This is a genomic window from Bacterioplanoides sp., from assembly GCF_965219715.1.
GTDB lineage: Bacteria > Pseudomonadota > Gammaproteobacteria > Pseudomonadales > Oceanobacteraceae > Bacterioplanoides.
In genome coordinates this window covers 2,098,081-2,122,861 of the sequence record NZ_OZ244785.1, presented here as the reverse complement: position 1 = coordinate 2,122,861, position 24,781 = coordinate 2,098,081, and the positions used below count along the sequence as shown (strand labels likewise).

General features: G+C 46.3%; 23 protein-coding genes. 7 read left to right on the top strand and 16 right to left on the bottom strand.

Going from position 1 to position 24,781, the window contains the following annotated elements; translation table 11 throughout:
- Positions 1 to 18 precede the first annotated feature (18 nt).
- Both ACOQOZ_RS10100 and ACOQOZ_RS10095 read right to left on the bottom strand, forming a co-directional pair.
- The gene (locus ACOQOZ_RS10100; RefSeq protein WP_420592146.1) at positions 19 to 873 is read right to left on the bottom strand and encodes an SDR family NAD(P)-dependent oxidoreductase; all 855 of its coding nucleotides are present in this window, start codon (positions 871 to 873) and stop codon (positions 19 to 21) included.
- Positions 874 to 895: 22 nt separating this feature from the next.
- Positions 896 to 1,837: an alpha/beta fold hydrolase gene (locus ACOQOZ_RS10095; RefSeq protein WP_420592145.1), complete on the bottom strand. Its 942-nt coding sequence runs from the start codon at positions 1,835 to 1,837 to the stop codon at positions 896 to 898.
- 241 nt (positions 1,838 to 2,078) lie between these two features.
- Here ACOQOZ_RS10095 and ACOQOZ_RS10090 point away from each other — a divergent pair, with 241 nt between their 5' ends.
- Positions 2,079 to 2,930 (top strand): pirin family protein, encoded by an 852-nt coding sequence (locus tag ACOQOZ_RS10090; protein ID WP_420592144.1) that lies wholly within the window; start codon positions 2,079 to 2,081, stop codon positions 2,928 to 2,930.
- Between the two features lie 137 nt (positions 2,931 to 3,067).
- Positions 3,068 to 3,316, top strand: coding sequence for a type B 50S ribosomal protein L31 (locus tag ACOQOZ_RS10085; RefSeq protein WP_420592143.1), 249 nt, complete (start codon positions 3,068 to 3,070; stop codon positions 3,314 to 3,316).
- A gap of 62 nt (positions 3,317 to 3,378) precedes the next feature.
- Here the strand turns inward: ACOQOZ_RS10085 and ACOQOZ_RS10080 are convergent, their stop codons facing one another.
- The 5 genes from ACOQOZ_RS10080 to ACOQOZ_RS10060 form a co-directional block, all read right to left on the bottom strand.
- Positions 3,379 to 4,809 carry a diguanylate cyclase domain-containing protein gene (locus ACOQOZ_RS10080; RefSeq protein ID WP_420592142.1) on the bottom strand — a complete coding sequence of 477 codons (1,431 nt, stop codon included), beginning with the start codon at positions 4,807 to 4,809 and terminating at the stop codon, positions 3,379 to 3,381.
- Positions 4,810 to 5,001: 192 nt separating this feature from the next.
- Complete coding sequence (locus ACOQOZ_RS10075) at positions 5,002 to 5,730, bottom strand: sulfite exporter TauE/SafE family protein (protein ID WP_420592141.1); 729 nt, start codon at positions 5,728 to 5,730, stop codon at positions 5,002 to 5,004.
- Between the two features lie 35 nt (positions 5,731 to 5,765).
- A complete protein-coding gene (locus tag ACOQOZ_RS10070; protein ID WP_420592140.1) occupies positions 5,766 to 6,458 on the bottom strand; it encodes a pirin family protein in 693 nt (230 codons plus the stop codon).
- Positions 6,459 to 6,571: 113 nt separating this feature from the next.
- A complete protein-coding gene (locus ACOQOZ_RS10065) occupies positions 6,572 to 7,471 on the bottom strand; it encodes a LysR family transcriptional regulator (protein ID WP_420592139.1) in 900 nt (299 codons plus the stop codon).
- Positions 7,472 to 7,501: 30 nt separating this feature from the next.
- Complete coding sequence (locus tag ACOQOZ_RS10060) at positions 7,502 to 8,521, bottom strand: glutathione S-transferase family protein (protein WP_420592138.1); 1,020 nt, start codon at positions 8,519 to 8,521, stop codon at positions 7,502 to 7,504.
- Positions 8,522 to 8,813: 292 nt separating this feature from the next.
- Between ACOQOZ_RS10060 and ACOQOZ_RS10055 the strand changes: the two genes are divergently transcribed.
- The 3 genes from ACOQOZ_RS10055 to ACOQOZ_RS10045 all read left to right on the top strand — a co-directional run bounded on the left by ACOQOZ_RS10055 (position 8,814) and on the right by ACOQOZ_RS10045 (position 12,764).
- Complete coding sequence (locus ACOQOZ_RS10055) at positions 8,814 to 10,019, top strand: hypothetical protein (protein WP_420592137.1); 1,206 nt, start codon at positions 8,814 to 8,816, stop codon at positions 10,017 to 10,019.
- 205 nt (positions 10,020 to 10,224) lie between these two features.
- Entirely contained in the window at positions 10,225 to 10,860 is a 636-nt protein-coding gene (locus ACOQOZ_RS10050) for an NAD(P)H-dependent oxidoreductase (RefSeq protein ID WP_420592136.1), read from the top strand.
- Complete coding sequence (locus tag ACOQOZ_RS10045) at positions 10,860 to 12,764, top strand: monovalent cation:proton antiporter-2 (CPA2) family protein (protein WP_420592135.1); 1,905 nt, start codon at positions 10,860 to 10,862, stop codon at positions 12,762 to 12,764. Before ACOQOZ_RS10050 ends, ACOQOZ_RS10045 begins: the two co-directional genes overlap by 1 nt.
- A 123-nt stretch (positions 12,765 to 12,887) precedes the next feature.
- On the opposite strand, the gene ACOQOZ_RS10040 is transcribed toward ACOQOZ_RS10045, so the two are convergent.
- Positions 12,888 to 13,313 carry an organic hydroperoxide resistance protein gene (locus ACOQOZ_RS10040; RefSeq protein ID WP_420592134.1) on the bottom strand — a complete coding sequence of 142 codons (426 nt, stop codon included), beginning with the start codon at positions 13,311 to 13,313 and terminating at the stop codon, positions 12,888 to 12,890.
- A gap of 131 nt (positions 13,314 to 13,444) precedes the next feature.
- Complete coding sequence (locus ACOQOZ_RS10035) at positions 13,445 to 13,885, bottom strand: MarR family winged helix-turn-helix transcriptional regulator (RefSeq protein WP_420592133.1); 441 nt, start codon at positions 13,883 to 13,885, stop codon at positions 13,445 to 13,447.
- A gap of 305 nt (positions 13,886 to 14,190) precedes the next feature.
- Here ACOQOZ_RS10035 and ACOQOZ_RS10030 point away from each other — a divergent pair, with 305 nt between their 5' ends.
- Positions 14,191 to 16,188, top strand: coding sequence for an EAL domain-containing protein (locus ACOQOZ_RS10030; RefSeq protein WP_420592132.1), 1,998 nt, complete (start codon positions 14,191 to 14,193; stop codon positions 16,186 to 16,188).
- A gap of 87 nt (positions 16,189 to 16,275) precedes the next feature.
- Here ACOQOZ_RS10030 and ACOQOZ_RS10025 read toward each other — a convergent pair whose 3' ends face one another.
- From ACOQOZ_RS10025 to ACOQOZ_RS10015, 3 genes are all read right to left on the bottom strand, one after another.
- Positions 16,276 to 17,943 (bottom strand): acetolactate synthase large subunit, encoded by a 1,668-nt coding sequence (locus ACOQOZ_RS10025; RefSeq protein ID WP_420592131.1) that lies wholly within the window; start codon positions 17,941 to 17,943, stop codon positions 16,276 to 16,278.
- A gap of 70 nt (positions 17,944 to 18,013) precedes the next feature.
- On the bottom strand, positions 18,014 to 19,642 hold the full coding sequence (locus ACOQOZ_RS10020) for an FAD-dependent oxidoreductase (RefSeq protein ID WP_420592130.1): 1,629 nt from the start codon (positions 19,640 to 19,642) through the stop codon (positions 18,014 to 18,016).
- Between the two features lie 313 nt (positions 19,643 to 19,955).
- Complete coding sequence (locus ACOQOZ_RS10015; RefSeq protein ID WP_420592129.1) at positions 19,956 to 20,843, bottom strand: hypothetical protein; 888 nt, start codon at positions 20,841 to 20,843, stop codon at positions 19,956 to 19,958.
- Positions 20,844 to 21,040: 197 nt separating this feature from the next.
- Here ACOQOZ_RS10015 and ACOQOZ_RS10010 point away from each other — a divergent pair, with 197 nt between their 5' ends.
- Positions 21,041 to 21,619 (top strand): tyrosine-type recombinase/integrase, encoded by a 579-nt coding sequence (locus tag ACOQOZ_RS10010; protein ID WP_420592128.1) that lies wholly within the window; start codon positions 21,041 to 21,043, stop codon positions 21,617 to 21,619.
- A gap of 4 nt (positions 21,620 to 21,623) precedes the next feature.
- Here the strand turns inward: ACOQOZ_RS10010 and ACOQOZ_RS10005 are convergent, their stop codons facing one another.
- The 4 genes from ACOQOZ_RS10005 to ACOQOZ_RS09990 all read right to left on the bottom strand — a co-directional run bounded on the left by ACOQOZ_RS10005 (position 21,624) and on the right by ACOQOZ_RS09990 (position 24,479).
- Positions 21,624 to 22,724, bottom strand: coding sequence for a helix-turn-helix domain-containing protein (locus ACOQOZ_RS10005; RefSeq protein WP_420592127.1), 1,101 nt, complete (start codon positions 22,722 to 22,724; stop codon positions 21,624 to 21,626).
- A gap of 10 nt (positions 22,725 to 22,734) precedes the next feature.
- The gene (locus tag ACOQOZ_RS10000; protein WP_420592126.1) at positions 22,735 to 23,445 is read right to left on the bottom strand and encodes a hypothetical protein; all 711 of its coding nucleotides are present in this window, start codon (positions 23,443 to 23,445) and stop codon (positions 22,735 to 22,737) included.
- A 337-nt stretch (positions 23,446 to 23,782) separates the two neighbouring features.
- A complete protein-coding gene (locus tag ACOQOZ_RS09995; protein ID WP_420592125.1) occupies positions 23,783 to 24,127 on the bottom strand; it encodes a helix-turn-helix domain-containing protein in 345 nt (114 codons plus the stop codon).
- An 82-nt stretch (positions 24,128 to 24,209) separates the two neighbouring features.
- A complete protein-coding gene (locus ACOQOZ_RS09990; RefSeq protein WP_420592124.1) occupies positions 24,210 to 24,479 on the bottom strand; it encodes a hypothetical protein in 270 nt (89 codons plus the stop codon).
- Positions 24,480 to 24,781: the final 302 nt, after the last annotated feature.

Below are 24,781 nucleotides of genomic sequence, written 5' to 3'. Positions count from 1 at the left end.
TCAGATTGTCAGTGTTAATCAGGCAGATTTTAATGCCTTTTTACGCTGCAGTTTTACACCGGCCGTAAATATCTTTTGATAGCTGGTTGGCAGAAGGCGAACCAATAAATCGAAGACTTTGGCATCCGGACCAATCAATACCCGACGCTTATTTTTCTCGATACCCGTTACAATGGTTTTTGCTGCCTTCTCTGGTGTATTAATAAAGAACTTCTCAAATTCTTTCGTGGCGGTCGCCTGATCCATCCCTGAGACTTTTTCACTGCTGGCCGTGTGGCGTGCTGCTTTAGCAATGTTAGTTTTAATACCTCCAGGATGAACACAGGTGCAACTGACGCAGGAATCTGAAGCTTCCAGATCCTGGCGCAGTGACTCTGTAAAACCACGCACGGCAAATTTAGTAGCGTTGTAGCCACTCATTAACGGTTGCGAGGCTAAACCAAACACACTGGAAATATTTACAATATGTCCATCGCCGGATTTTTCCAGCTTGGGTAAAAAGGCTTTGGTGCCGTAGACCACACCCCAGAAGTTAATATCGACAATCCAGCGATATTCTTCCAGGCTCATGCCTTCCACTGTGCCGGAGATCGCAACGCCAGCATTGTTCATAATGATATGCACCTGACCATGCTGTTGTTCAACCTCATCGGCCCAGTCGTATACCGCCTTTTCATCACCCACGTTAACAACATGAGTGGTTACCTTAATCGGGTATTTCCCTAATATTTCGGCTGTTTCCTGCAGCCCGGCTTCATTAATATCAGCAATCGCCAGGTGACAGCCTTTTTGTGCCAGCAGTTCAGCGGTTGCCCGACCGATGCCTGAACCGGCTCCGGTGATTGCCGCAACTTTTCCGGTTAGATGTTTCATACGTTTTCTCTTTTTATTGTTGTTATTCGATTGAGGTTAAAAATGCCTGGTATTTTTCCGCAGCACTGGCGGCTTCTTCAACCATTGGCATATGACCAATACCCGGCCAGATTTCGGTTTGCAGGTGTTTTACGCCCGTCTGCCAGACCGGTACCGAGCTGACGTGTAACAGACGGTCTTTATCTCCCCACCATAACAGCGCCGGTGCTGTTAGCTGGCCAAGCTTTTCTTCCAGGTAATCGGAAGAGTGGAAATCATGAAAGATTTTTTCCAGCTGATCGTGGCGCTCGATATAGCTCTGGCCAATAGCTTCCAGCACGATATCCGGCAAGTAAGGCGGTTGGGCCATGGTCATGGCGTAAAAGTCATCGAATTCCGTGCGGTTTTTTACCAGGAATGGGTTGTCGCCTTGTTCCAGCATTTTCATCATATCGCTGGCTTGTGGTGGAATTACGCCAGCCGGATCGATCATGGTGGCTGACAGCACACGTTGTGGATAATCAATGGCGAAGGTAGCGGTTAAAAAGCCACCCATGGAATTACCAATGACATGGGCTTGCTGAATATCTAATTTATCCAGCAGGGCTGCGAGACGTTTCGCCTGGGCTGGCATGCTGTAGTCCCATTCAGGTTGATATGGTGAGTCACCATGGCCCGCCATATCCGGAATAATCACCTGATAATCGTTAACAAAATGTTTGGCAAAACGTGCCCACACGTCTTTATCCGCGCTGTAACCGTGCAGCATTACGATGGTGGGTTTAGCTTCAGCGCCCGGGGTTTTGTACAGCGCTAATGACATCTCACCGATATCAACCTGATCTTGTTCAAAGCCGTAAAGCGACGCTTCCAGGTCAGTCACATTGGCGTACAGCCAATGGCCAACCTGAGCGTACTGGCCACGAATCAGGCCAAAGACAAACGCCAGCAGCAACGCGCTGAACAGCAGAGTGGTGTTTTTCATTCCGGATTCCTTGCTGAGTTTTTATTATCTGTTGTTATTTATGGTTATCTGAAGATAGTTGTCGTCACTTTATAAAGGCGTCGTAAAGCGGTCAACTTTTCCGGCGGTGGATTCAGGACAATATACGTTCGACAAAGTAGAACGATCACTGGGATATTTTGATATTTTTTCCATCCGGCATCGGTCTTATTCTGTGATCATAATGATCAAGCAGGCCAGATAGCTGGCCGGAGAGAGACAGATGACCACTTCTTATTCTGATGGCAGCCGACAGCTGCAGCATATTGTGAACGGCATGGCCGCTTCTGATGGCGACGGTGTGCGACTTACACGCATTATTGGTTCACCGCAACTGAATATGTTCGACCCGTTTTTATTACTCGATACCTTCGAGAGTGATAACCCGGATGACTACATTGGTGGTTTCCCAACTCATCCACATCGTGGTTTTGAAACCGTGACCTATTTATTGAATGGCCGTATGCGTCATAAAGACAGTGCTGGTCATGAAGGGGTAATTGAGCCCGGTGGTGTGCAGTGGATGACAGCCGGTAAGGGCATTCTGCATTCGGAAATGCCGGAGCAGGAAAACGGTTTGTTAAAAGGCTTTCAGCTGTGGGTAAACTTACCTGCCTCGGCGAAAATGACGGAGCCCAAGTATCAGGAATTTCCACCCCGGTCGACGCCACTGGAGCAACGTGAGGACGGCAGTTTGGTTCGGGTGATATCGGGTACAACTGCACTGGGAACCAGCGGTCCGGTTAGCAATGACTATACATTGCCACTCTATCTGGACGTACAGCTGGCAGCCGGAGCTGAATTCCATCAACCGGTTGATACCGACCACAATGCGTTTATTTATGTTATTGAAGGGCAGGTTGCTATCGGTGAGCACAGCCTGGCTGAAAAACAGTTAGGGGTGCTTACGGCAGGGGAGTCTGTTCAGTTGTTAGCTTCTGATCAGCCTGCACGTTTTCTGTTGGTTGCCGGTAAGCCGCTGAACGAGCCGGTTGCGCGTGGAGGCCCGTTTGTAATGAATACCAAGGCTGAAGTGATGCAGGCATTTGAAGATTTTAATAACGGAAATTTTTAACTGATACATTAGCAGTGGCACCTCGATAATTTATCAAAGGTGCCCGGCCTAAAAAATATGGTATTGAGAATCATTGCTAATAACTCTAATTTGTTATAATGTAACGTTTTTAAAGCGCTCGACCAGAGGTATAAGTTATGAAACCAGGTATTCATCCCGAGTATCGCGATGTGTTGTTCCACGACACCACTGTTGATCAGTATTTTATTATTGGCTCAACCGTACAGACCGATCGTACTGCTGAGTATGAGGGGAAAACCTATCCATATATGACGGTTGAAGTGTCCAGTGCTTCTCACCCTTTTTATACCGGTAAGCAGCGTACTGTGCAGAAAGATGGGCAGATTGCTAAGTTTAATAAGCGCTTTAAGCGTCCGGCGAAATAATGGCCTGGCACCGGGCAAATTCTTGCCCGGTGCCAGTGTTTTTTAATTCATCATCGTTTTAGTCAGTCACGGTTTTTATTGTGACGTTTATCCTGGTACATATTTTTATCAGCGGCGGTCATCAGCATGCTGAGCTTTGTACCATTGTCGGGAAAGATGGACGTTCCTATGCTGCAGCCGATATCTACATCGGGATTACAGGCATAGCCAATACGATGCACCAGGTCATCTAGGCGGCTGACAAGATGTGTCATCTGTTCTTTGCCGGAAACCTCCGGAACCAGAATACAGAATTCATCACCACCCACACGATACAATCGCTCGGTATCTCTTAGTGATGACATAATGCCGGATGCCACGTATTTCAGTATTAAATCACCAAGGTCGTGGCCGTAGTTGTCGTTAACGGATTTAAAATTGTTCAGATCTATATAGAGCAGTGCCATTTTTCGTTGATAGCGGTTTGCCCGTTTGGCTTCACTCTGGAAGTCGACATCCAGACTGCGACGATTGTTCGCGCCTGTCAGTGGGTCGGTATTGGCGAGCTTATCCAGTTCTTGTGTTTTTTCGTTGATTCGTCTTTTCAGGTTGAAATTATGCCAGCCCATAAAGATCAGAATCATCAGGAACACAACAGAGATTTCGATAATAATTTCCCAGTTCAGATCATCCGTTTTTTCGACCCGGGTCCACTTTTTAAAGATGGCGGTCTTTTCTTTTTCTGAAATAGCACCGAGGGCCTTATCCAGAACAGCAACAATTTCTGCTGGTTTGTCTTTGTGAACAGCAATTTTTAAGTGGTAGATATAATCGAGCTTAGTAACAATCTTCAGTTCGCCGCGATAATGTTTATCGATAAAATATCGGGCGCTGACCGTGTTAATTGCAAACAAGTCAGCTTCACCACTGATTACCGCTTCAAAACCCTGTTGGGTCGAATCCACTTCAACGAATTTCAGTCCGGGATGGCTCTCTCGAACATAAGCACCCAGGCCGCTGTCTTTAACGATGGCAATACGTTTGTTTTTTGCATCTTTGTCCAGCTCCAGGTAAACCTGTTTATCATCGAACTGTGTGAGCAATACCGCCGGATAACTGTAGATATCTTTTGTGGTGAAATTCAGGTATTGCTTTCGTTCATTGGTCACCGTGATGGCGCTGAACATATCCGCTTTACCGTTGCGAACCAGCTTAACCGCTTCGGACCAGGTTTTTGTGTGCTGCGGGACAAATTCGAGGCCTGTCTTAATACTGAGCAACGAATAGAGGTCAGAGATAATGCCGGTATGTATGCCGGACTCCGATTGCCATTCAAAAGGGGCCCAATCGGGATCGTAGGTGTAAGTAACAGGCTCGCGCTGGTTAACCCAATTTGCTTCGGCAGGAGTCAGTTGTTCCAGAAAGTACTGATTCTGGTCGTTTTTACTCGTGGCGTATACATTGCTGGTGACAACAAGCAACGCCGAAATAAGCCAAAAACCTGTTATTTTCATTTTGGGTTTCTATTGATAAAAACACAGCATATCTGATTCTAGCGTTGGTGATGCGTTATTCCAGTGCTTTATTCGTATTCAATATGAGGATGGGACAATCAAGCCGAATTGCCCAGCTTTGGCATGCTTCGGGCATAATATTCGCTGTATCTTTTTGAGATTTCAGGCCAGCGCCTTGCTGAAAATAATTTTCTATTTAATCAGTAAGCTCACACCAGATATCAATAACATCCCCCGGCACATCAGCATAAAATTATCTTGCGAAATTAATTTCTGAATGCGATAGCCAAGGCTGACACCCAGCAGGGCAAAAGGAATCAGTACTGCACTGGTGATCAACAGTTCATTTGACCAACTGTTATTTAATGTATACGGAATCAGTTTACTGAAATTAATCATGGCAAAGAAAATAGCGGCCTGACCTAACCATTGTTGTTTCTCCAGTTTTTGCGCCAGAAAATAAATGCTGATTGGCGGCCCTCCAGCATGTAACAGAGTGCTGGTGATCCCGGCGAATGTTCCCCAGATCATGGCAGACCCTGGCAGTTTGGCGAGCACTGGCGCCAGCTGATTCCACAACGCAAAGCTGATGCACAAAATAGCCAGAATCAGTTGAAGACTTTCAGTGGGTAGCGAACCCATGGCGCTGCCAGCGATTACGACGCCAACCAGACCGGCAACAACAATGGTAGTGATGGAGCGATAACTTTTAATCGCATGGCGATACATACTGATGGTGCGCACATCCATAATCAGCAGCAATGGCAACATCAGTGCGGCTGCCTGTGGCACGGATATAACCAATGCCAGTAAGGGAACAGCAACGACCCCGGCACCGCCGGCCAGTCCGGATTTAGATATTCCGGTGAAGATGACACCAATAATGGCCAGTAGCCAGAACAGTGGGTCAGTACTCAACATAGCTTCACTCATCCCAGGTTAATCATGTATTGGTGTTAATTATTGACCGGTAAATCAAACCATAACGCAACCAGTGGCTCGTGAGCTTCCAGTTGCAGTGATTCTTCAAATGCCCCCAGAGCGTCACCGGCGGTCAGTTGATGATCATTAATGTTTACTGCGCCTTCAATCAGATGAAAGTAACCCGGACGCTGTCTGGTATCCAGTTGCAGAGACTCTCCAGCAGCCAATGCGATGCGATACAGGCTGGCATCTTGTTGCATGGACAACGAGCCGTCACGACCATCGGGTGTTACCAGAGGTGTCAGTACTCCTCGCTGTTCAATCTTTTGTTGCTGGTAACCCGGGGTGATGCCGAGTTGGTTAGGTTGAATCCAGATCTGCAGAAAGCGCAGGCTGTGTTCTTTAGAATGATTAAATTCGGAATGAGTAACACCGGTGCCGGCACTCATTCTCTGCACTTCTCCGGCAGGCACTACATAGCTGTGTCCCATACTGTCTTTGTGTTCGATCGTACCTTCTAAAACGTAGGAAATGATTTCCATATCGCGGTGGCCGTGAGTATCGAAACCCGCACCTGGCGCTACGATGTCGTCGTTAATCACGCGCAGTGCGGAAAATCCCATATGTTTGGGGTCGTAATAATGGCCAAAAGAAAACGAGTGACGGCTGTCTAGCCAGCCAAAGTTTGCACGGCCACGTTCGTTACCCGGACGAAAATACAACATAATAAATACCTCACTGAATCGATAATGTTTATGTTATTGGCATCAGTGCAGATAAAAAATCGCAAAGAACAGGCACTAGTATTCGCTATTTTCGATTGATAAAAATTCCGCGGTTAATCCTCAGATGTTGGCATATCCAGAGTTAATAACCGCAGCTCACCAATAAATTCACGGGCCGCCGGGCCTACTTTGTCCTTGTCCTGATAATTCAGATAAAAACTGGTGCTGCGAAAAGAACCTTCGCTTAATGGCAAACGTTTTAATAAACCCTGTTCTAAGGCGTCTTTAACCAGTGGAAAGGGCAGCCAGGCAAAGCCCAGATTCTGGCTGATTAAATCGAATGAAGCGCGCAAACTTCCTACGGTCCAGCGTTGTTCAGAGCCTTGCCAGCCGGACGATCGTTTGTTTTCACTGGCGGAGTCGCGGGTAATAATCTGACGGTACGATTTTAAATCTTCATAGCTGAGCTGGCGGTCAAACTGATGCAGCGGGTGATCTTTATGAGCAACGGCAACAAACTCTAAGGTACAGATTTCTTCGTTGAGGCCGGACGGCATCTGAAAGCCGGATAAGCCGATGTCGGCTTCGCGATTCTGAATGAGTTCATTGGTGCCGGACAGTACAGTGTCGATGATATCGATACGGATCTGTGGAAATAACGACGAAACTTTCTCTAATGCACAATACACAATAGTTTGTGGAAAAGCTCCGTCGACGGCAATACGAAGTTCTGATTCCACCCCGGAGCTGACCGACGCCGCAACCGCTTCAATACGCGATACTTCATCGAGTAAATATTCGCCCCGACGCAACAACAGCTTTCCGGCTTCGGTTAATACGGTTTTCCGGCCTTCGACCTCAAACAGTTTAACTGCCAGTGCTTCTTCCAGTTTACTCACCGCGTGGTGAATACTCGACTGGCTTTTGTGCACTTTATTGGCTGCCTGATTAAAGCCGCCTGCATCGACGACGGCTTTGAACATGCGCCACTGTTCGAGTGTGGTTTTTTGCATTTTAAAGCTACCTGAAAACACTATAGGGAATTAAAGCGGAAAAAGTTCGGCTCGGTTGTGTGGCGACAGATAATTAATCTCCGGGCCTACCGGTACCACCTGGGTCGGATTAATCATGGTATGGCTGAAGTAGTAATGGCGCTTGATGTGATAAAAGTCCACCGTCTCAGCCACGCCTGCCCACTGATAGAGTTCACGCACATAATTGGAAATATGCGGATAGTCTTCCAGTCGCTGGCGATTGGTTTTGAAGTGGCCGTGATACACCGCATCAAAACGAATTAATGTCGTGAACAAGCGCCAGTCTGCCTCGCTAATCTGGTTTCCCGCAAGATAACGTTGCTTGCTGAGAATATCTTCCACCTGATCCAGTGCTGCAAACAATTTGTGGTAAGCACTTTCGTAAGCTGCCTGGGTAGTGGCAAAGCCACAACGGTACACGCCGTTATTAATATTGTCGTAAACCAGCTCATTCAGTGCATCGATGTCAGTACGTAATGCTGCTGGATAGAAGTCATGACTATCACCGGTCAGGTCGTTAAACGCCGAATTAAACATACGGATAATTTCCGACGATTCGTTGCTGACGATACGATTCTGCTGTTTATCCCACAATACCGGTACTGTCACCCGGCCGGTGTAGTCAGCCTTGTTACGGCTATAGATCTGATGCATGTAGTCGGAATTAAATAATGCATCACCCGTGCTGCCTTGCGACGGAGTCTGACCTTTGGCTGAGTCTTCTGCGAGCTGCTCAAAAGTCCAACCCTGATCCAACATATCCGGGCTGACAACCGACACGCTGATATGCGCTTCCAGTTGTTTCAGTTTGCGGAAAATCAGGGTGCGATGCGCCCAGGGACAAGCCAGTGAAACATATAAGTGGTAACGACCGGATTCTGCTTTGAAGCCCGCCTCACCGCTTGGACCGGCTTCGCCGTCAGGAGTAACCCAGTTGCGTAACTGAGCCGCTTCGCGCTGGAAGTTACCGCCGGATTCTTTGGTTTCATACCATTTGTCGTGCCATTGGCCGTTTACTAGCAGTCCCATAGGAGCCTCGTCTGACTGGTTAAAGATGAATTGGTATCAGTTTATCCATGTCTCGTAGAATGAATATAGCAAATAAGTGAGCTTATTGTTCTATAAAATAGAATGATTGAGGGTGGTTGTATCGAGAGAATCGCAATGGTCAGGAGCAAGTAGCTGTACTGATAACAATGTCTGGAGTGTAGGGTATATCCGACGGTTACCGGTTTTCCGGCTGTGGCTTTTGAGATGATTAGGCTATGATGCGCCGCGCCAGGCATCTGGCGTTAAATTCATTACATGGAGTAATTTAAAAATGGCGAATCGTACGAAATTAGCTTTGTTAGCAAGCCCTGTTTTAATCACCGCTTGTGGGCAAGAAGTTAAGCCAGAATGGGAAACGTACTTTTCGACCTCGGATAATAAAAATAATATCGAATGGTTGAGCCACGTTGTTGCTGATAATAATTCTGATCTGATCCTTGCTGGCAGTGTTGTTGTCAGTGGCGCAAATCGTAATCAGAATTCGTTGTTAGCGAAATTCGATCAAAACGGAAATAAGATTTGGGATAAAACCTTTGATCTGAAATCCAACCCTCAGGCTTCCAGCTCTGACGATTCAGTGGTTGATGTTGTCACCGATAATGATGGCAATATTTACGCGTTAGGTCAGACAGTTGAAGGCGTAAACGGGAATACGGAATACTCTTCTTTTATAATCAAAACCAATCAGGACGGCGACCTGATCTGGCAACAGAAACTCAGTGCAGATGAAGACAGTTTCGATATTGAGCTGAAGGATAATGCGCTTTTTGTCACTGGTTACGCGACACAGAAATTATCGCTTGATGGCGATATCCTGTTCAGTATTAATCACGCCCAACGCAACTGGGATGTTGAAGTGGATAAGCTGGGTAATATCTACGTTGCTGGTCGTTCTGGAGTCAGCCAGTACAGCAGTAGTGGTGAATTATTGTGGACACAAACCACCGATAGTTCCGGTCTGAGCTACCGCGTTAATATCGAACTGGATGAATACAACAATGCGATTTTACTGGCGCAGTCGGATCTGAATGCTGGCAAGCAGTATATCAGCAGTTATTCATTATTCGGTGAGAAAAACTGGAAAAAATCGATTGCCGTGGGTGAGGCAAATAAAGTTACCGGTAGTCCAGGCATCGTGATCAGTAATAACCAGTATTGGGTGGCACTGTCAGATACCAGCGAGCGAACGGTAATTAGCCTGACGGTTAGCGGTGAGCAGAAATGGCGCTTTGAGGATTCTCAGGGGCCAATTCATGCCATGGGGCGTTTGGCTAATGGCAATATTGCCATTACCGGTGCGGGTAAAAGCGCATTGCTGAACGATAAAGGCGACGTTATCGCGACTAACCGAACCGAATATGCCGGTACCTTCACTTCAGGCAGTTTGGTTGTTGATGGCAACCAAATGTTTGTTGCGACTTCGGTATCTGGTGGGCCTGGTGGTATTGATATTCACCTGGCTAAATTTGAGCAATAAATCAGAACGTTAGTGAATTAAGCTAACTCAGACAACAATACTCACAGTAGCCCGGCTGCTGTGAGTATTCAGACCCGATTGAACAGTGCTTTTTAACCGATAATTCATTCCAATAATCAGAATGAATTTCTGCCGCTAAATCTGCTTGAATAGACCCCTGTTACTTTCCTACTATTACTTGTCTACTCTGCCCTGAGGAAGTGTTATGAGCCGTAAGGTATTGGTGCTGTATGCCCATCCGTCGCAACACCGATCGGAAGTGAATCAGCCGATGTTTGATTCTGCCGGTGATATTGCGGATGTCACCCTGGTCGATTTGTATCAGCAATATCCAACGTATCAGATTGATATTGAGCGTGAGCAGCAACGTTTACGGGAACACGATGTGGTGGTGTTTCACTTCCCTTTGTATTGGTACTCGACGCCTTCCATCTTAAAAGAATGGCAGGATCTGGTGTTGGAATACGGTTTTGCTTACGGTCATGACGGCAATGCATTATACGGCAAACAATTTATCTGTGCTGTCAGTGCCGGTGGTGCGGAGAAGGCCTACCAGACTGAAGGGTATAACCACTATCCAATTGAAGACTTATTGCGACCGCTGGAACAGATGGCCAGTTTAACTGGCATGCATTACCAGCCACCACTGGCGTTATTTGGTGCTCGTACTGCGGTTGAAGAAGGGCGGATTCCACAACATATTCAACGCTGGCAAACGCTGCTGACTTTGTTAAAAACAAATGTTTTAGAAAACCAGAGCATTAAGGATCACAGTGACCTGATTCACTTTATTGATCAGCATATTGAAACAACCGCACAAACCGCTTCAGGAGCCAAATAATGACGGGGTATTTTATTCAGGCCTTTATTTTCCTGTTTGCCGCGGTGGTGATGGTGCCATTGGCCAAGCGCCTGGGTTTAGGTTCAGTGCTCGGGTATTTAATTGCCGGCGTTATTATTGGCCCGGTAACCGGCCTCGTCGGGCAAGAGACTAATACCATTCAGCACTTTGCTGAGTTTGGTGTGGTGATGATGTTATTTCTGGTGGGTCTGGAATTGCAGCCTGCGATGTTATGGCAAATGCGCCACAAATTATTGGGTTTAGGTGGTTTACAGGTTGGCTTAACGACACTGGCGGTAACCGGTATTGCGCTGTTATTGGAACAAGGATGGACCATTGCGCTGGCCATTGGTCTGATTTTTTCCTTGTCTTCCACTGCCATTGTTTTGCAGACCTTTAATGAAAAAGGCCTGACAAAAACCGAAGGCGGTAACAGTGCTTTTTCGGTACTGCTATTTCAGGATATTGCGGTTATTCCGATGTTGGCATTAATGCCGCTATTAGCTCTGCCTGAGTTGCAGTCGGTTGGTTCAGCGACCGCAGACCATCATGAAGAAATCAGTTTAGTGGCACACTTACCTGGGTGGGCAACGGGTTTGGTGGTGTTAGGCACCATTGTTGGCTTAGTGCTGGCAGGCCATTATTTAAGTCGTCCACTGTTCCGTTATGTGGCTGATTCCGGATTGCGTGAAGCTTTTATTGCGGCGGCATTAATGCTGGTGATTGGCATTGCAGCGCTAATGGGGCTGGTGGGTTTATCTCCCGCACTCGGAACCTTCCTTGCGGGTGTGGTGTTATCCAACAGTGAATTCCGCCATGAATTAGAAGCCAATATTGAACCGTTTAAAGGTTTATTGCTGGGGCTGTTTTTTATCACCGTGGGCGCCGGGGTGAACTTCACCGTGTTGGGCGACAATTTCACCACCATCATTGCGTTGACGCTGGGTTTGATGCTGTTAAAAGCGGCGGTGTTATTTGTTCTCGCACTGATATTTAAGGTGCATGCCGGAGATCGCTGGTTATTTACCTTAAGTCTGGCCCAGGCGGGTGAATTTGGTTTTGTGTTACTGACCTACGCAGTTAGCCATAGCGTATTACCCACCGAGTTAGCTCAGCTGTTATCTCTGGTGGTTGCGTTATCCATGTTCCTGACGCCGGCGTTGTTTATTGTTCTGGAAAAGGTGATCTTTCCGCGTTACGAACAGCAGCAACAGCAGCGCGATATGGATGACATTGATGAGCAGGGCAGTGTGATTATTGCCGGGATCGGACGTTTTGGTCAGATCGTGAATCGACTATTGGTAGCCAATGGTGTTCCGACTGTGGTGCTTGATCACCAGGCGGCACAGGTTGATCGACTGCGTTCCATCAATATCAAAAGCTTTTATGGTGACGCCAGTCGTACGGATTTATTACATGCGGCAGGAATAGAAGACGCTGAATTACTGGTGGTTGCGATAGATGATAAAGACCGGGCTCTGGAGCTGGTAAAACAAGTGAAACATGAGTTCCCACACGTCGGTATTCTCGCCCGTGCTTATGACCGTGGCCATCATTACGAGCTGTTGGATGCTGGCGCCGATTACGTCATCAGTGAAACCTATAAATCCGCACTCCAGCTCGGTGGTGAAGTGCTGCAGCGTCTGGGTCAACATCCGTTTCAGGCGGAGCAAACCAAACAAAACTTTTGTCGCCTGGAAAGCAAACACTTTGACGAGTTGTTTAACAGTTGGCGCCATGAAGGCGAAGAGCGTGAATTTAACGATCACTATCGTTCGTTATTTATGCAGATGGAAGGCAAAATTCTGTCGGCTATGCGTCATGATCGGGAAGATAAACACAGCTCGGGTGAGCGTGGCTGGACGCCTCCGCCAAAAGACTACTTAGACGACTTTGAGTCTTAAGTTCCGGGCTTTGGACTCTTGGATAGGAAGCAGAGCTCTGTGTACAGAAAACCAGATGTGATTTTATTCGACATCTGGTTTGCTGTTTCTCCGCTATTTAATCAGCCGTTGCTGATCGCCGAGTTAGACAATCACTTCTGTCGAAGCATCGATATTGCCACGGGTTGCATTTGAGTATGGGCAAACCTGGTGAGCATCTTCTGCCAGTTTTTCTGCTGCGGCTTTGTCCATACCCGGTAATTTAACAATCAGATCTGCGCTGATATTAAAGCCAGTACCACGTGGGTTTTCGCCAATACCGATGGTGGCCGTGACGTTCATGTCGGCTGGTAATTTCAGCTTTTGTTGTGAGGCAACAAATTGCAGAGCACCGATGTAACATGCTGAATAACCCGCGGCAAACAGTTGCTCTGGATTGGTGCCTTCACCGCCAGCGCCGCCCAGCTCTTTTGGTGTGCTCAGATCCAGTTCGAAGTTACCGTCTTCAGACACAGAGCTGCCGCTGCGACCGCCGGTTGAAGTCATTGTGGTTTTGTAGATAGCTTGCATGGGATCACCTTTGTTTTATCGATAATTGTTATTGCGATAACTATATGGTTCAAATAAAGGCGCCAGCTCAAACTGAGCAATGGCGCCGGAATGAATATTAAGTTATCGCGATAACTATTTTTGTGCAAGCACTATTGCGCTAAATTTTCTTTCAGCTTGTTCAGGTTGTCACGTAAGTCAGCCAGGTCATGGACGGGCAGGTCACAGGCTTCGACAATACACTGGTTAATTTTGAGGCATTTCTGGCGCAGCTTCTTTCCCACAGCTGTCAGCTCGATACTCAATGAGCGATCATCTTCTTTGCCACGTACGCGCTGAATCAGGCCATCGGTTTCCATACGCTTGATTACAGGGGTTAATGATCCGGACTTCTGGCCGAGACGATCAGCGATGTGTTTCAGTTGTACGCCGTCATTTTCCCACAAAATCATCATGATGGTGTACTGCGGGTAAGTCAGGCCGACTGGTGCCAGTAGCTCTTTGTACATCTGTGTCATCGCCAGCGAAGTGGAATACAGCGCAAAGCACAGTTGGTTGTCGAGAGCTAACGGGTTATCGGATGGTTTGGCCATAATGTGTACACGAATGATTATTGCGATAGCTAAAGTGTACTGAACTTTTTGCGCTTATGCTGAAAAACTACCGTGGGTCTTGCTATCAACCGATAAACGCTTTGTTGGTGCCTGATTGGTTTACACCTTAGTCGAAAATTGCAGAAAACCCTTTGAAATTCAGGGACATTACTGTCAGGCAGACTGGCCATTCGGTGGAAGTATCCTAGACTTAAGCCGAGTTTGCCTGTTCGGTTTGTTTACATGTTCACCGCAGGTAGTTGTAAAGGTTGTCGGATTAGAAGATTGCAATGGCGGAAAAACCCGTGACGACAGTTCTATCAGATGAAGCTTCTGTCGCCGAAGCCATCCTCAGTGATCGTGCTTTGCTGGACTGCAATCAGGCATACGTAACCCTGTTTGAGGCGTCGTCCAAAGACGACCTCTGTGGTAAGCACCCATCTCAATTGTCTCCGGAGTATCAGGTCAGCGGTGAAGTATCGCGTGAGCTGGCTAACCGTTATCTCACTGAATGTTTCGAGCTGGGTCATCGCGAATTCGATTGGGTGCACACCATGCTTACCGGCAGTTTGTTCATCTGTCGGGTTGAGTTGCGGTTACTGGAAAACAAAACGTTGCACGCGAGGCTGCTTAAGCCGCGTATCTATCTGGGTGATAACAATCACAAAGCTGAAGTCTCCGCGTTAAGTTCAGAGCAGGACATTGCCTTCCGCGAAAGTTTCAACCTGCTGCATCAGCACAAGCGTGCGATTGATGTCAGTGCCATTGTTTCCAAAACCGATGCCCACGGAAACATCACATACGTGAACGATATGTTTTGTGAAGTATCGGGTTACAGCCATAACGAGTTGCTGGGAGAGAATCATAATATTGTCAATCACCCGGGAATGCCGAAAGAGGTGTTTGCTGATTTGTGGCGCACCATACGTTCGGGGAACGTTTGGCAGGGTGTCATCCTTAATCGTCGTAAAGACGGTTCTAATTATTATGTGTCTTCTACGATTTCGCCGATTCGTGACAGCAGTGGCGAAATCACGGAATACATCGCTATTCGTCACGATATTACCGACCTCTACGAAAAAGACCGGATTATCCAGATCCAGACAACCGATACTGAAACCGGTTTACCCAATCGTGTGCAGTTTAACGACGATTTGCGTCGCCGCCCGGGTGCCTGGGTTGCCGTATTGTCGTTTGCTGAAATCGAAGGTGTTCAGCAAATTTACGGCGACATTGAATACAGAAGTTTTATCCAGAATCTGACTTCGATGCTGGGTGAATACGCCCGTAATGTTGCCCGCGTGTATCGCACTTCGGAGTCGTCTTTTGCGTTGGTCTGTGAGTGTGACTGTGAACAGCAGGCGTTTGTCGAAAGTTGCGGAAAAATTGTCGATCAGATTCTTGGGCAACCAATTTTACTGGCGGAGAATAAAATCTATCTGTCAGCGAAAGTTGGCGTGGCAGAAAACAATTTGCCGGAAAAGACTTACGGCCATGCCTGCCTGGCAATGAATTCGGCTTATCATGATCAGGAAAGTATCGGTGTTTATCATCAGGGCACTAAAGAATATCAGCGCCTGAATAATGCGATATATTGGGCGGGTAAATTGAAGAGTGCGGTTTCCCGTGGTCGGATTCAGATCTATGGTCAGGGGATATTTGCTGCGGATGGTGAGCGTTATTCGACCGAAGTGCTGATGCGCTATCAGTCTGGCCACGAATGTGTTTCTCCGATTGTTTTCCTTGAATACGCTAAGTCGGCGGGTATATACAGCTCGCTGACCCACGAAGTGATTCGCCAGTCATTTAACTACTTTAAAAAATCAGGTCAGCGTTTCTCAATTAATCTGGATCGGGAAGACCTGTTTAATAAAACCACACGCGGTATTTTATTAGAACATGTACGCGACAGCGGTTGTGGCGATCAGCTGACGCTGGAATTACTGGAATCTTCCGGTGTGGATTTTTCCGATACGGTTGTGAAAAACTTCCTGGCAGAACTGAAATCACTCAATTGCCAGATCGCGATTGATGATTTTGGCAGTGGCTACTCGAACTTTGATTATCTGGCGACCATGGACGTTGATCTGATCAAAATAGATGGTTCATTAATCCGCGACATTCTGCAGAATCAAAAGCACCACCTGATTGTTAAATCGATTGTGGCTCTGTGTAAGTCGCTGGAAATTCCGGTGGTCGCCGAATTCTCGTCGGAGAAAGCCATTGTTGATCTGCTGATTGAGTTCGGAGTGGATTATTTCCAGGGCTATTACTTTGAGAAGCCGTTGCCGTTAACGGAGTGAATGGTTATCTAATCTGCCTTTCTGATATAAAAAATCCCCACTTATTTAAGCGGGGATTTTTCGTTTAAGGCAAAGAATCCGTGCAGATTAAGGAGCAATCTTCTTTTTAAGTGCGCGGGTCAGCGGTAATGGTAAACCTGGCAGAGACTTCAGTACCCATGGTAATACCTTACGTTTGGTGCCATTCAGGGATTCCGGAACCATCACCTCAATCAGGTTTGGACCTTTGTGATTTAATGCGTATTTCAGTGCTTTATTCAGTTCGTCTGCGGTAGTCACACGAGTACCGTGTACACCCATCCCCTGAGCCAGCTGGGCAAAATTCAGGTGAGCACCTTTCAGGTCCAGCTGCGACTTGGCTTTTTCGCCGATCGATTCTGCACCTACACGTTCCAGTTCGATATTTAGTACCGAATAAGAGGCGTTATGGAAAATAATGCTGGTGACGTTGAGATTCTCTGCCGCCATGGTCCATAGCGCCTGATTGGTATACATGGCTGTGCCGTCACCAATTAAGGCAATGACCGGACGATCCGGACAAGCGATGGCGGCACCAATTGAGCTTGGTAATCCCTGGCCGATTGCACCACCGGTTAAGGTGATCATGTCGTGACGTGGAGCACCAGCCGTCATGGCGTTTAACATCAGTCCTGAAGTAATCGCTTCGTCAACGATGATGCTGTCTTCCGGCATAAAGTGACCAACCGCTTTACAGACTTTTTCTGCGGTTAATTTACCACGAGGACGACCAGGGCGGCTGGCTTCCTGTAGCGCAGGCTTGGTGTCATTGGCGTCCAGAGCATTCACCAGTTTATTCAGGCTTTTGCTTGTATCCTGTTCTTCGGAAGCCAGTTCAAATAAGTTACAACCGTCCGGTACCAGATAGCTCTTCTTGCCAGGGTAAGCAAAGAATGAAACCGGAGGTTTAGCATCAACGGTGATCAGATTCTTAATATCTGCCAGTTGTACGCCAACCAGTTCAGCCAGATAAGCAATTCGTTCAACCGGTGGTAAACCTGCACCACGTTCGATACGGGTTGGGAAAGTTTCCGCAAATAATTTCACGCCATGTTTGGCAGCGACTTTGGCCGCTTCGATCAGGCTCGGCTCACGTAAGGCACGACCGCCTAATAACATCGCTGTCTTTTTACCAGACTTAATGGCTTTGGCAATTTCTTCAATAATTGCGTCGTCGGCAACTGGTGCCGCAGGAATAGTGGGTACGGTGGCAGGCTTAGCACCTTCGCCCCAGGACACATCCGCAGGCAGAATCAGGGTCGAAATTTTATTCGGGAAGGTTTGTGCCGCTGTTAATGCATTGGCTGCGTCACTGCACAGTTCATCTGTGCTTTGTGATGTGCGCACGAACTCCGGTGATACGTTACGGGCGACGGTTTCGATATCCGACTGTAATTGCGCATCGTATTTAACGTGGTAGGTTGCATGGTCACCAACAATATTAATCATTGGCACTTTACCTTTACGGGCATTGTGCAGGTTTGCCAGACCATTCCCCAGACCACAGCCAAGATGTAATAAGGTTGCAGCGGGTTTGCCTGCCATACGGGCGTAACCATCGGCAGCACCGGTTGCCACACCTTCAAACAAAGCTAATACCGCGCGCATTTTCGGCTCGCTATCGAGTGCCGCAACAAAATGCATTTCACTGGTGCCCGGGTTACTGAAGCAGACTTCCACACCGGCATCGACCAGGGTTTTCATCAGTGCCTGTGCGCCGTTCATCTTTTTGCTCATTATTTTTCTCCAGAAAATTTCTGCTGAGTCGCTGCTGTCAGCAACCGTTTTTATTTTTAAGTTCTGTTGGTCAGCTATGGCCGTTAATCGATCGGGCTGCCGCTCGTGCTGTTAAAATGCAGCCCGGCAGGAAGGTGCCTTCGAGAGAGCGCTTACCGTTTGAGCCTCCACCACCAAAGCCTGCGGCTTCACCAACGCAGTACAAACCGTTCACCGGATGGTTGTCGTTACCCAGTACTTTGCAATCAAGATCGGTGCGTAATCCGCCCAGACTTTTACGGGTAATTAATTGCATTCGAATAGCGATGTATGGGCCTGCGCCGGGTTTTTGCAGTGGTGCTGGTTTACAGGTGCGTAATTTATCCGGTCCCCACTGGCGTGCATGTAAAATACGACGAATCTGGTCGTCATTTTCTAATTGGTTCCCTTTAACGAAGTTGGCATCGAAGTCATCCGCTGTTTGTTGCAGTTGTTCTGCGCTGACATCGTGAGTGCAGGTTAATGCATTCATCTTTTGCGCCAGCTCTTCGAGTGTATCCGCTACCAGAAAATCATCACTTTCGGCCGCCATCTGTTTAATCAAGCGATGATTACCGAGTAATGTTTCTTTCAGGAACATCAGGAATTGTTTATCGCGGATACGCTGATTGTGCTCCGCGCCGGAAATGGCAAATTCTTTGGCCGCGATACGCCAGTTCAGTAAATGCCAGCTCCAGGGTTTTTCCTGCTCGGCAACACGCTGACATAAAATATGGGTATCAAAACCGGTAACCATAGGTTCAGGCCCAATACGCTCACCTTTATGGTTTAACCACAGTGCCGATTTACATGGAATGGTGGATAAGCCATGCCCGGAAAAATGTGGATAAGGGTGAGGGAAGCCGGCAGCGTAATTCCACATTTCACCGGCATTAACGATATGACCACCTAAGCGACTTTCTACTTCGCGGTGCATGTTGCCATCCGCAAAAGGGTGAGCGCCGTTTAACATGGTGTCTGGGATGGCGCGCTCCGCTGGCCAGTTTCTGCGCACTTCATCGTGGCCACCGTTAATACCACCAGTCGCCAGAACCACGGTACCGGCACGAAATTCGATGTTTTCTCCAGTGGCATCGTTGGTACCAGTGGCGCCGGTTACGGTATTGCCTTCTTTAATCAGGCTGGTGATGCTGTGGTTATGCAGTAAGGTTAATTTGCCATCTTTATTGGCTGCGTGCATGGCAGCAATCATGGTGCGGGTTAGTTCACGCGACGTCCCCCAGACGACGTGGTAGCGCGGCACACTATTGCCATCACCGTTTAAGCCACGTTCCACCCAGTTAACAGCTGGTGCGAATTTAATGCCTTCTTTGCTCAGCCAGTCATGGACTTCGCTGCAGGAGTTTTCAACATAGTATTTGGCCCAGGCTAATGAATGCTCGTCGCTTTCGTCCAGCTCGCCAAAACGGATCCAGTCGCGCAGCGCCCGTTCCGGGTTATCGGGAATGCCCATTTTCTTTTGCAGCGGCGTGCGAACTAAGGCCATACCGCCAAAGGCCCATAACGCTAAACCACCGAGACGCTCGGGAGTATCACGATCGACCAGAGTGACACTTTTGCCGGCGCGCAGCAGTTCTAATGAGGTAACAATTCCGGCGATACCACCGCCGACCACTAACACGTCTGAGGTCAGAACATTGGAGGAGGGCACGTTAGCCATAATGACAGTCCTTGCGGTTATTCTTATTGCTTCACAGCTTACGGCAGGGTACCAGAGAAAGATTGACCAGAGGGGACGGAAGTTTTGACTCTGGGGGACGGTGTGTTTTGTCGCTTTTGGTTAGCCAATAAAAAAAAACCGACGTTTTCACGTCGAGGGTTCTTTGTGTGGTGGGATGGGGGGGGAACCCGTTTCTATGTGTTTCTATGTGGCGAAAAGTGCAAGAAGCCCAGCAATCATGAGGGTTTGAGCCACTTTTTTGCACATTGATTCACTGTTATGTAGTCACTTCGTAGACAATATGGATAGGCCTTCAAACTATATTGAATGAAATTAGTAATGGGGTATCTACAGTGAACTCAAGTAAGTTTTCATCCGATTGTCTGCCCAAGAAAAATACTTTCAGCCTCTTCTCCCCTTCGGAATCGATGACATTTCTGCGTGCTTTGTTGTAATCGTGCATAAAAGCTTCTTTAACAGTGTCTTTCCAACCTTTGGTATTGATGACTAAGAATAGGTTGCGCTTGCTCTTACTTTCATCAAGCGTGTACGCGTCAAAAAGAATTGTTATTGTGTCGGTGTTAACTTCTGGCTTGGCCCATTTCGCATTTGCAAAATAGATCTTGTTCTTCGGCTTTCTTAATGGGTTGTCAGAGTTTGTAAAAAGAGACTTAAAACAAGTCCAGTAGTTGTATCCATCAATGGACTCGGCAGTTAAAGGTAAAGATCTGTCATTAGGGTAATTTAGGTAGTGATTAACCAACAGTCTAAATGAAGAGGTTTTGTAGGGCCGGTCGTATTTTGCCTGTCTGCTTGAGTCAGAGTCCCCAGATACTCTTGGCCCATTATGTTTTTTGTCTAGAAGAGAGTTGGTTCTGGGCAAACCACTTGATGCTGGCAAGAGCTTAGGTAGTGCAAATTCACGAGGGTAATGACCTGGCTTCCCATCTTCGCTTCTTACCGTTGTACTTTTCTTACCTTTGCGGTTTAGATATGCCTCTGAAAGATAGAAGCACTCTTTATGCTCTGCTTGCTTTCGAAAATACGGTCTCCGTTTATTCACATCTTTATCATATGAGCAAGGTGACAAGCCGACGCCACACGAAATGCATTGATAGCTATAAGCTTCAACATCATCTATATACCATAGGTCTTCAGCGGTGATATTCTGATCTGATCCGCTAATTCTTGCGTCTTCCATTGTCATCCTCTCATCAAAATTACTGATTTGATGCTACTATTCTCCCCGTCAAATCCAAGAAGTTTATTTGGAAAAGTAGAGATAATTCAAAGATCCGTTTCGCACGCGAAACTACATAGTCGACCTACAGTTTTACTGCAACAACAATCACCCCTGATGTATATCCATAGCCGTATAAATGACAGGCTAAATAATACGTGAAAACCGAGTTTGGCAATCATGGGGTGTTACCACCCCCATACCGGAGCAAGCTCCGCCCCCAAGAGTTGTCTTGGTTAACTACCGACCAGATCCAGCATTTGCTGAAAGTAATTGCTCAATTCAGTCAAAATCCACACGTTCTTTCGTTAACTAAAATTTGTCTGGCAACTGGTGCGCGGTGGAGTGAGGTAGAAGGACTCAAATTACGGCATGTTCGAGACGGAAAGGTAAGCTTTCACGGGACAAAAAGCGGTAAGTCTCGGAGTATTTCCATTGCTGATGATTTATTTCAAGAAGTTAGCCAGCATTTAAAAGAATATAATGACTTCAGTTTTTCTTTGAGTGCTTTTCGTAGGGCGTTGGATGAATCAAAAGTTGAGCTGCCAAAAGGGCAGGCAGCTCATGTTTTACGTCATACGTTCGCAAGCCATTTTATGATGAATGGTGGAAATATTCTTACACTTCAAAAGATATTAGGGCACTCTAGCATCACCGTGACAATGAGATATGCTCACTTATCTCCAGATCACTTGAATGATGCTAAGCGATTTAATCCTTTAAGGTTATATCATTAAGAAACTATTTTACGAGCCTTAGGTTTGCCTTAGATTTGCTAGAGTGTTTAGAATTTTCTGAACTTAAAGAGGCAACACCAAAAAGAAGATTTGATACTTCTGATATTGGTAAGTTGAGATCGTCAGCAATAAACTTAATGTCAGAGCTAGCAGAGCCTTGTAAATCTTTCATAATGACTGGTATCAGCCCAGATTTTTCGTGCTCAATTCCATCGATTTCTTTTTTTCTTAATCCTAATTTACTAGCTTCAATTATTAAGTTTCGATACTGCCATTCTGATAAAATACCTACATTTTTTGAGTGAACTATTAATCCCATAGCAGAAACTTTCCATCGTGATTTGTATTCTATAATTTCATTAATGGAAAATATTTTCCCCCGGAAAGGCAGTATTGTAGATCTTGGCATTAAAAAGTTAGCAGCAAATTCGTCAGCTTCTTTCTCAGCATCACGACCTTGGGGCGAACCGTGTTTGTGTAGTAGTAAATGTCCCAGTTCATGTGCAGCATCAAATCGACTGCGTTCCCCAGATTTTTGGGTGTTTAAGAAAACATATGGAGTGTTTTCATTCCAAAACGAAAAAGCGTCAACGCTGACGGTATTTTCAGCTAATGTCAGTACTCTAACCCCATTCCTCTCAAGTAGGTGAATAACATTTGTTATGCTTAGAGAGCCAATATCCCAGAATTCTCTTATGAATTGTGCTGCTGATTGTGGTGACATTCCACGTAAATCGGGAATATTCGGTGTTGGTATAAAGTTGACTTTGGACTCGAAATATTCATAAAGCATTACGCCTAAGCTACCAGCAGAAATTGCAGCTTGCTCATCTTTAGCCCTCATACTCTTTAATGACCGAAAGGAAACTGAATCAGATGAGATTTGCTCGACATACTCTCGATCAGTTAAAAAAGATACTGGATAATTCAGAGCGTCTGATAGTGCTTTTAATGTTTCTGCTTTTGGAACGTAGTCGCAACTGTCATTCTCATAGGAGGAGATAATTCTCGTTGTCAGATTTGTTTTCTCTGATAACGCCTTAAGAGTCATTTTTCTTCGTGTTCGTGCAATCTTAAGGCGATTTGAGTTTATCTTGATAACCATGTTAACTGTACTACTCGTTTTTTATCAGGCTGTTAAAGTCAAAATCTTCTGAAAAGTGATTGTCTGGAGTGATCGGCATTTTTTCCGATATTGTGCCAGAATAATCTATGGGTGGAAGGATAATTCTTTTTTCCCATTCATCAATTGTCAGTTTCCCCTCGCTTTGGTGCATTCCTTTAGGAAGAGAGAGTTCAGAACGAATTTCGTGCTTTTGCTTGTTTATATAATACAAGAACACCCATGTTTCGTTTGGATCCGATTTTATTAAATCTTGGGTTTTAATATCAAAAGTAGGTTCTTCATCTAAGAAAAGGTCAGGAGTTGAGTTTCTTCCTACGTAGTCTAATGTTGACGACCCTTTTGCATTTTTAGTTTTGACTTTTCCTGTTGGCTCGCTAATCCCTGTGAAGCGGTTTCCAGTAGTAACGACTATGGAAATGCCGGATTCGGGGTGCATGGTTATTGAGAGTCCCTTTTCATGTTTGAACTGCCAACTACTATCTTCCGGAGACACAAGCTCTTCCCTGAGGCCTGCAACTGCCTCTTCCCAGAACCTAGATCCAGCAGTTGTAACGGGATGAAAGTGAGTCGTTCTTTTATACATATACAAACCAGCTTGAATAGCAGACTCGAATACATGCTGTGTTAGACCAAGTTGCTCAAGTTGAGATGCCACTTCGTCGAAAGTTGATACAGGAGAAAGGGTTTTTAGTAGAGCCATGGATGCGATGCGCCTCGTGTTGTGATGCTTCCTATTTTAACCTCAGTATTGAGGTTAAAACAAGAAGTGATTGGGCGAGTGAAATAGTCGTAGACACTGTGTAGACATTTCTCCTGATATTTTTCGGAGGCATAAAAAAACCCTAAGCAAATCAATTGCTTAGGGTTCTTTGTGTGGTGGGATGGGGGGATTTGAACCCGTGTCTATGTGTTTGTATGTGGCTGTATGTGGTTAAAGTCCTTATTTTTCAATAGGTTGAACCACAGAGAGCCACACTCAAACACAATGATATGGACACTATATGGACGTAACATCTCCTTAGACTAATCAGCTTGGATCAAGGTTTCAGATCATTAGATACCGTTTTTTGAGAAACGCCAAGCTGGCTTGCAATCTGATCCTGAGTCATGCCTTCATCACGAAGCTGCCTAGCAACCTTTTTTCTTTCTTCAATTGAAAGCTGATCGCATACGGTCATACTTTGCCTGCGGAAACCAGTTGATCGTTCAGACTGGCCGATATGAGTAGTCATCGTAACCTTGCGGCCTTGGTCGTCATATCCTTCGACTGTCCTCTTACCATTACGAATTGAGACAGATACATTATTAGGATCGAGAATACTTTCTTCATTCGCCGTCAAACCTGTTGACGGTAGAGATGTTTGTTTTGGAACTAATGCCATTAGTTGTTTCCTCTAGGTTCTTAATTTGGAAACAGGATACTAGTATTACTAGAACTACTAGTCAATGGTTTTGCAGATATCATCAAACAATTGATGCGATCACTATAACTCCGGATGTATATCCATACCCATAGCCGTATCCAACACCATTCTTGTAATTGTTGCCACCAGAGGTGACTGGCATCACCTGAGTGATTTGATAGCCTGAATCAACCAAACCGTTACATACAGTTTCAATTTGACGGGCTAATGCAGCTCCATCAACTTCATCTGTGGGCTTCTCTTTACCAAACATTCCTGACTTTGACTCTTGAGAAGAAGGAATGAAGACAGTTTTAACGTTCTCAGACATACACATATCCTTATAAATGACAGGCCAAATAATAACGTGAAAACCGAGTTTGGCAATCATGGGGCGTTACCACCCCCATACCGGAGCAAGCTCCGCCCCCGGTAGGCGCTCAATCGCCGCTTGGCTGGTTAATCAGGGAGTAAGTGTTCAATGTTTCGCGTGCGAAACAAGCGGCATATGGATAGCTTCTGGCTACCTGAAAGCAAGTTTCGCATGAGAAACTGGAATACAACGATAAAGAGGTGAGTTTAGGTAAGGTGGGTTTCGCGTGCGAAACAGATACTTGTAATACTTGGTGAGTG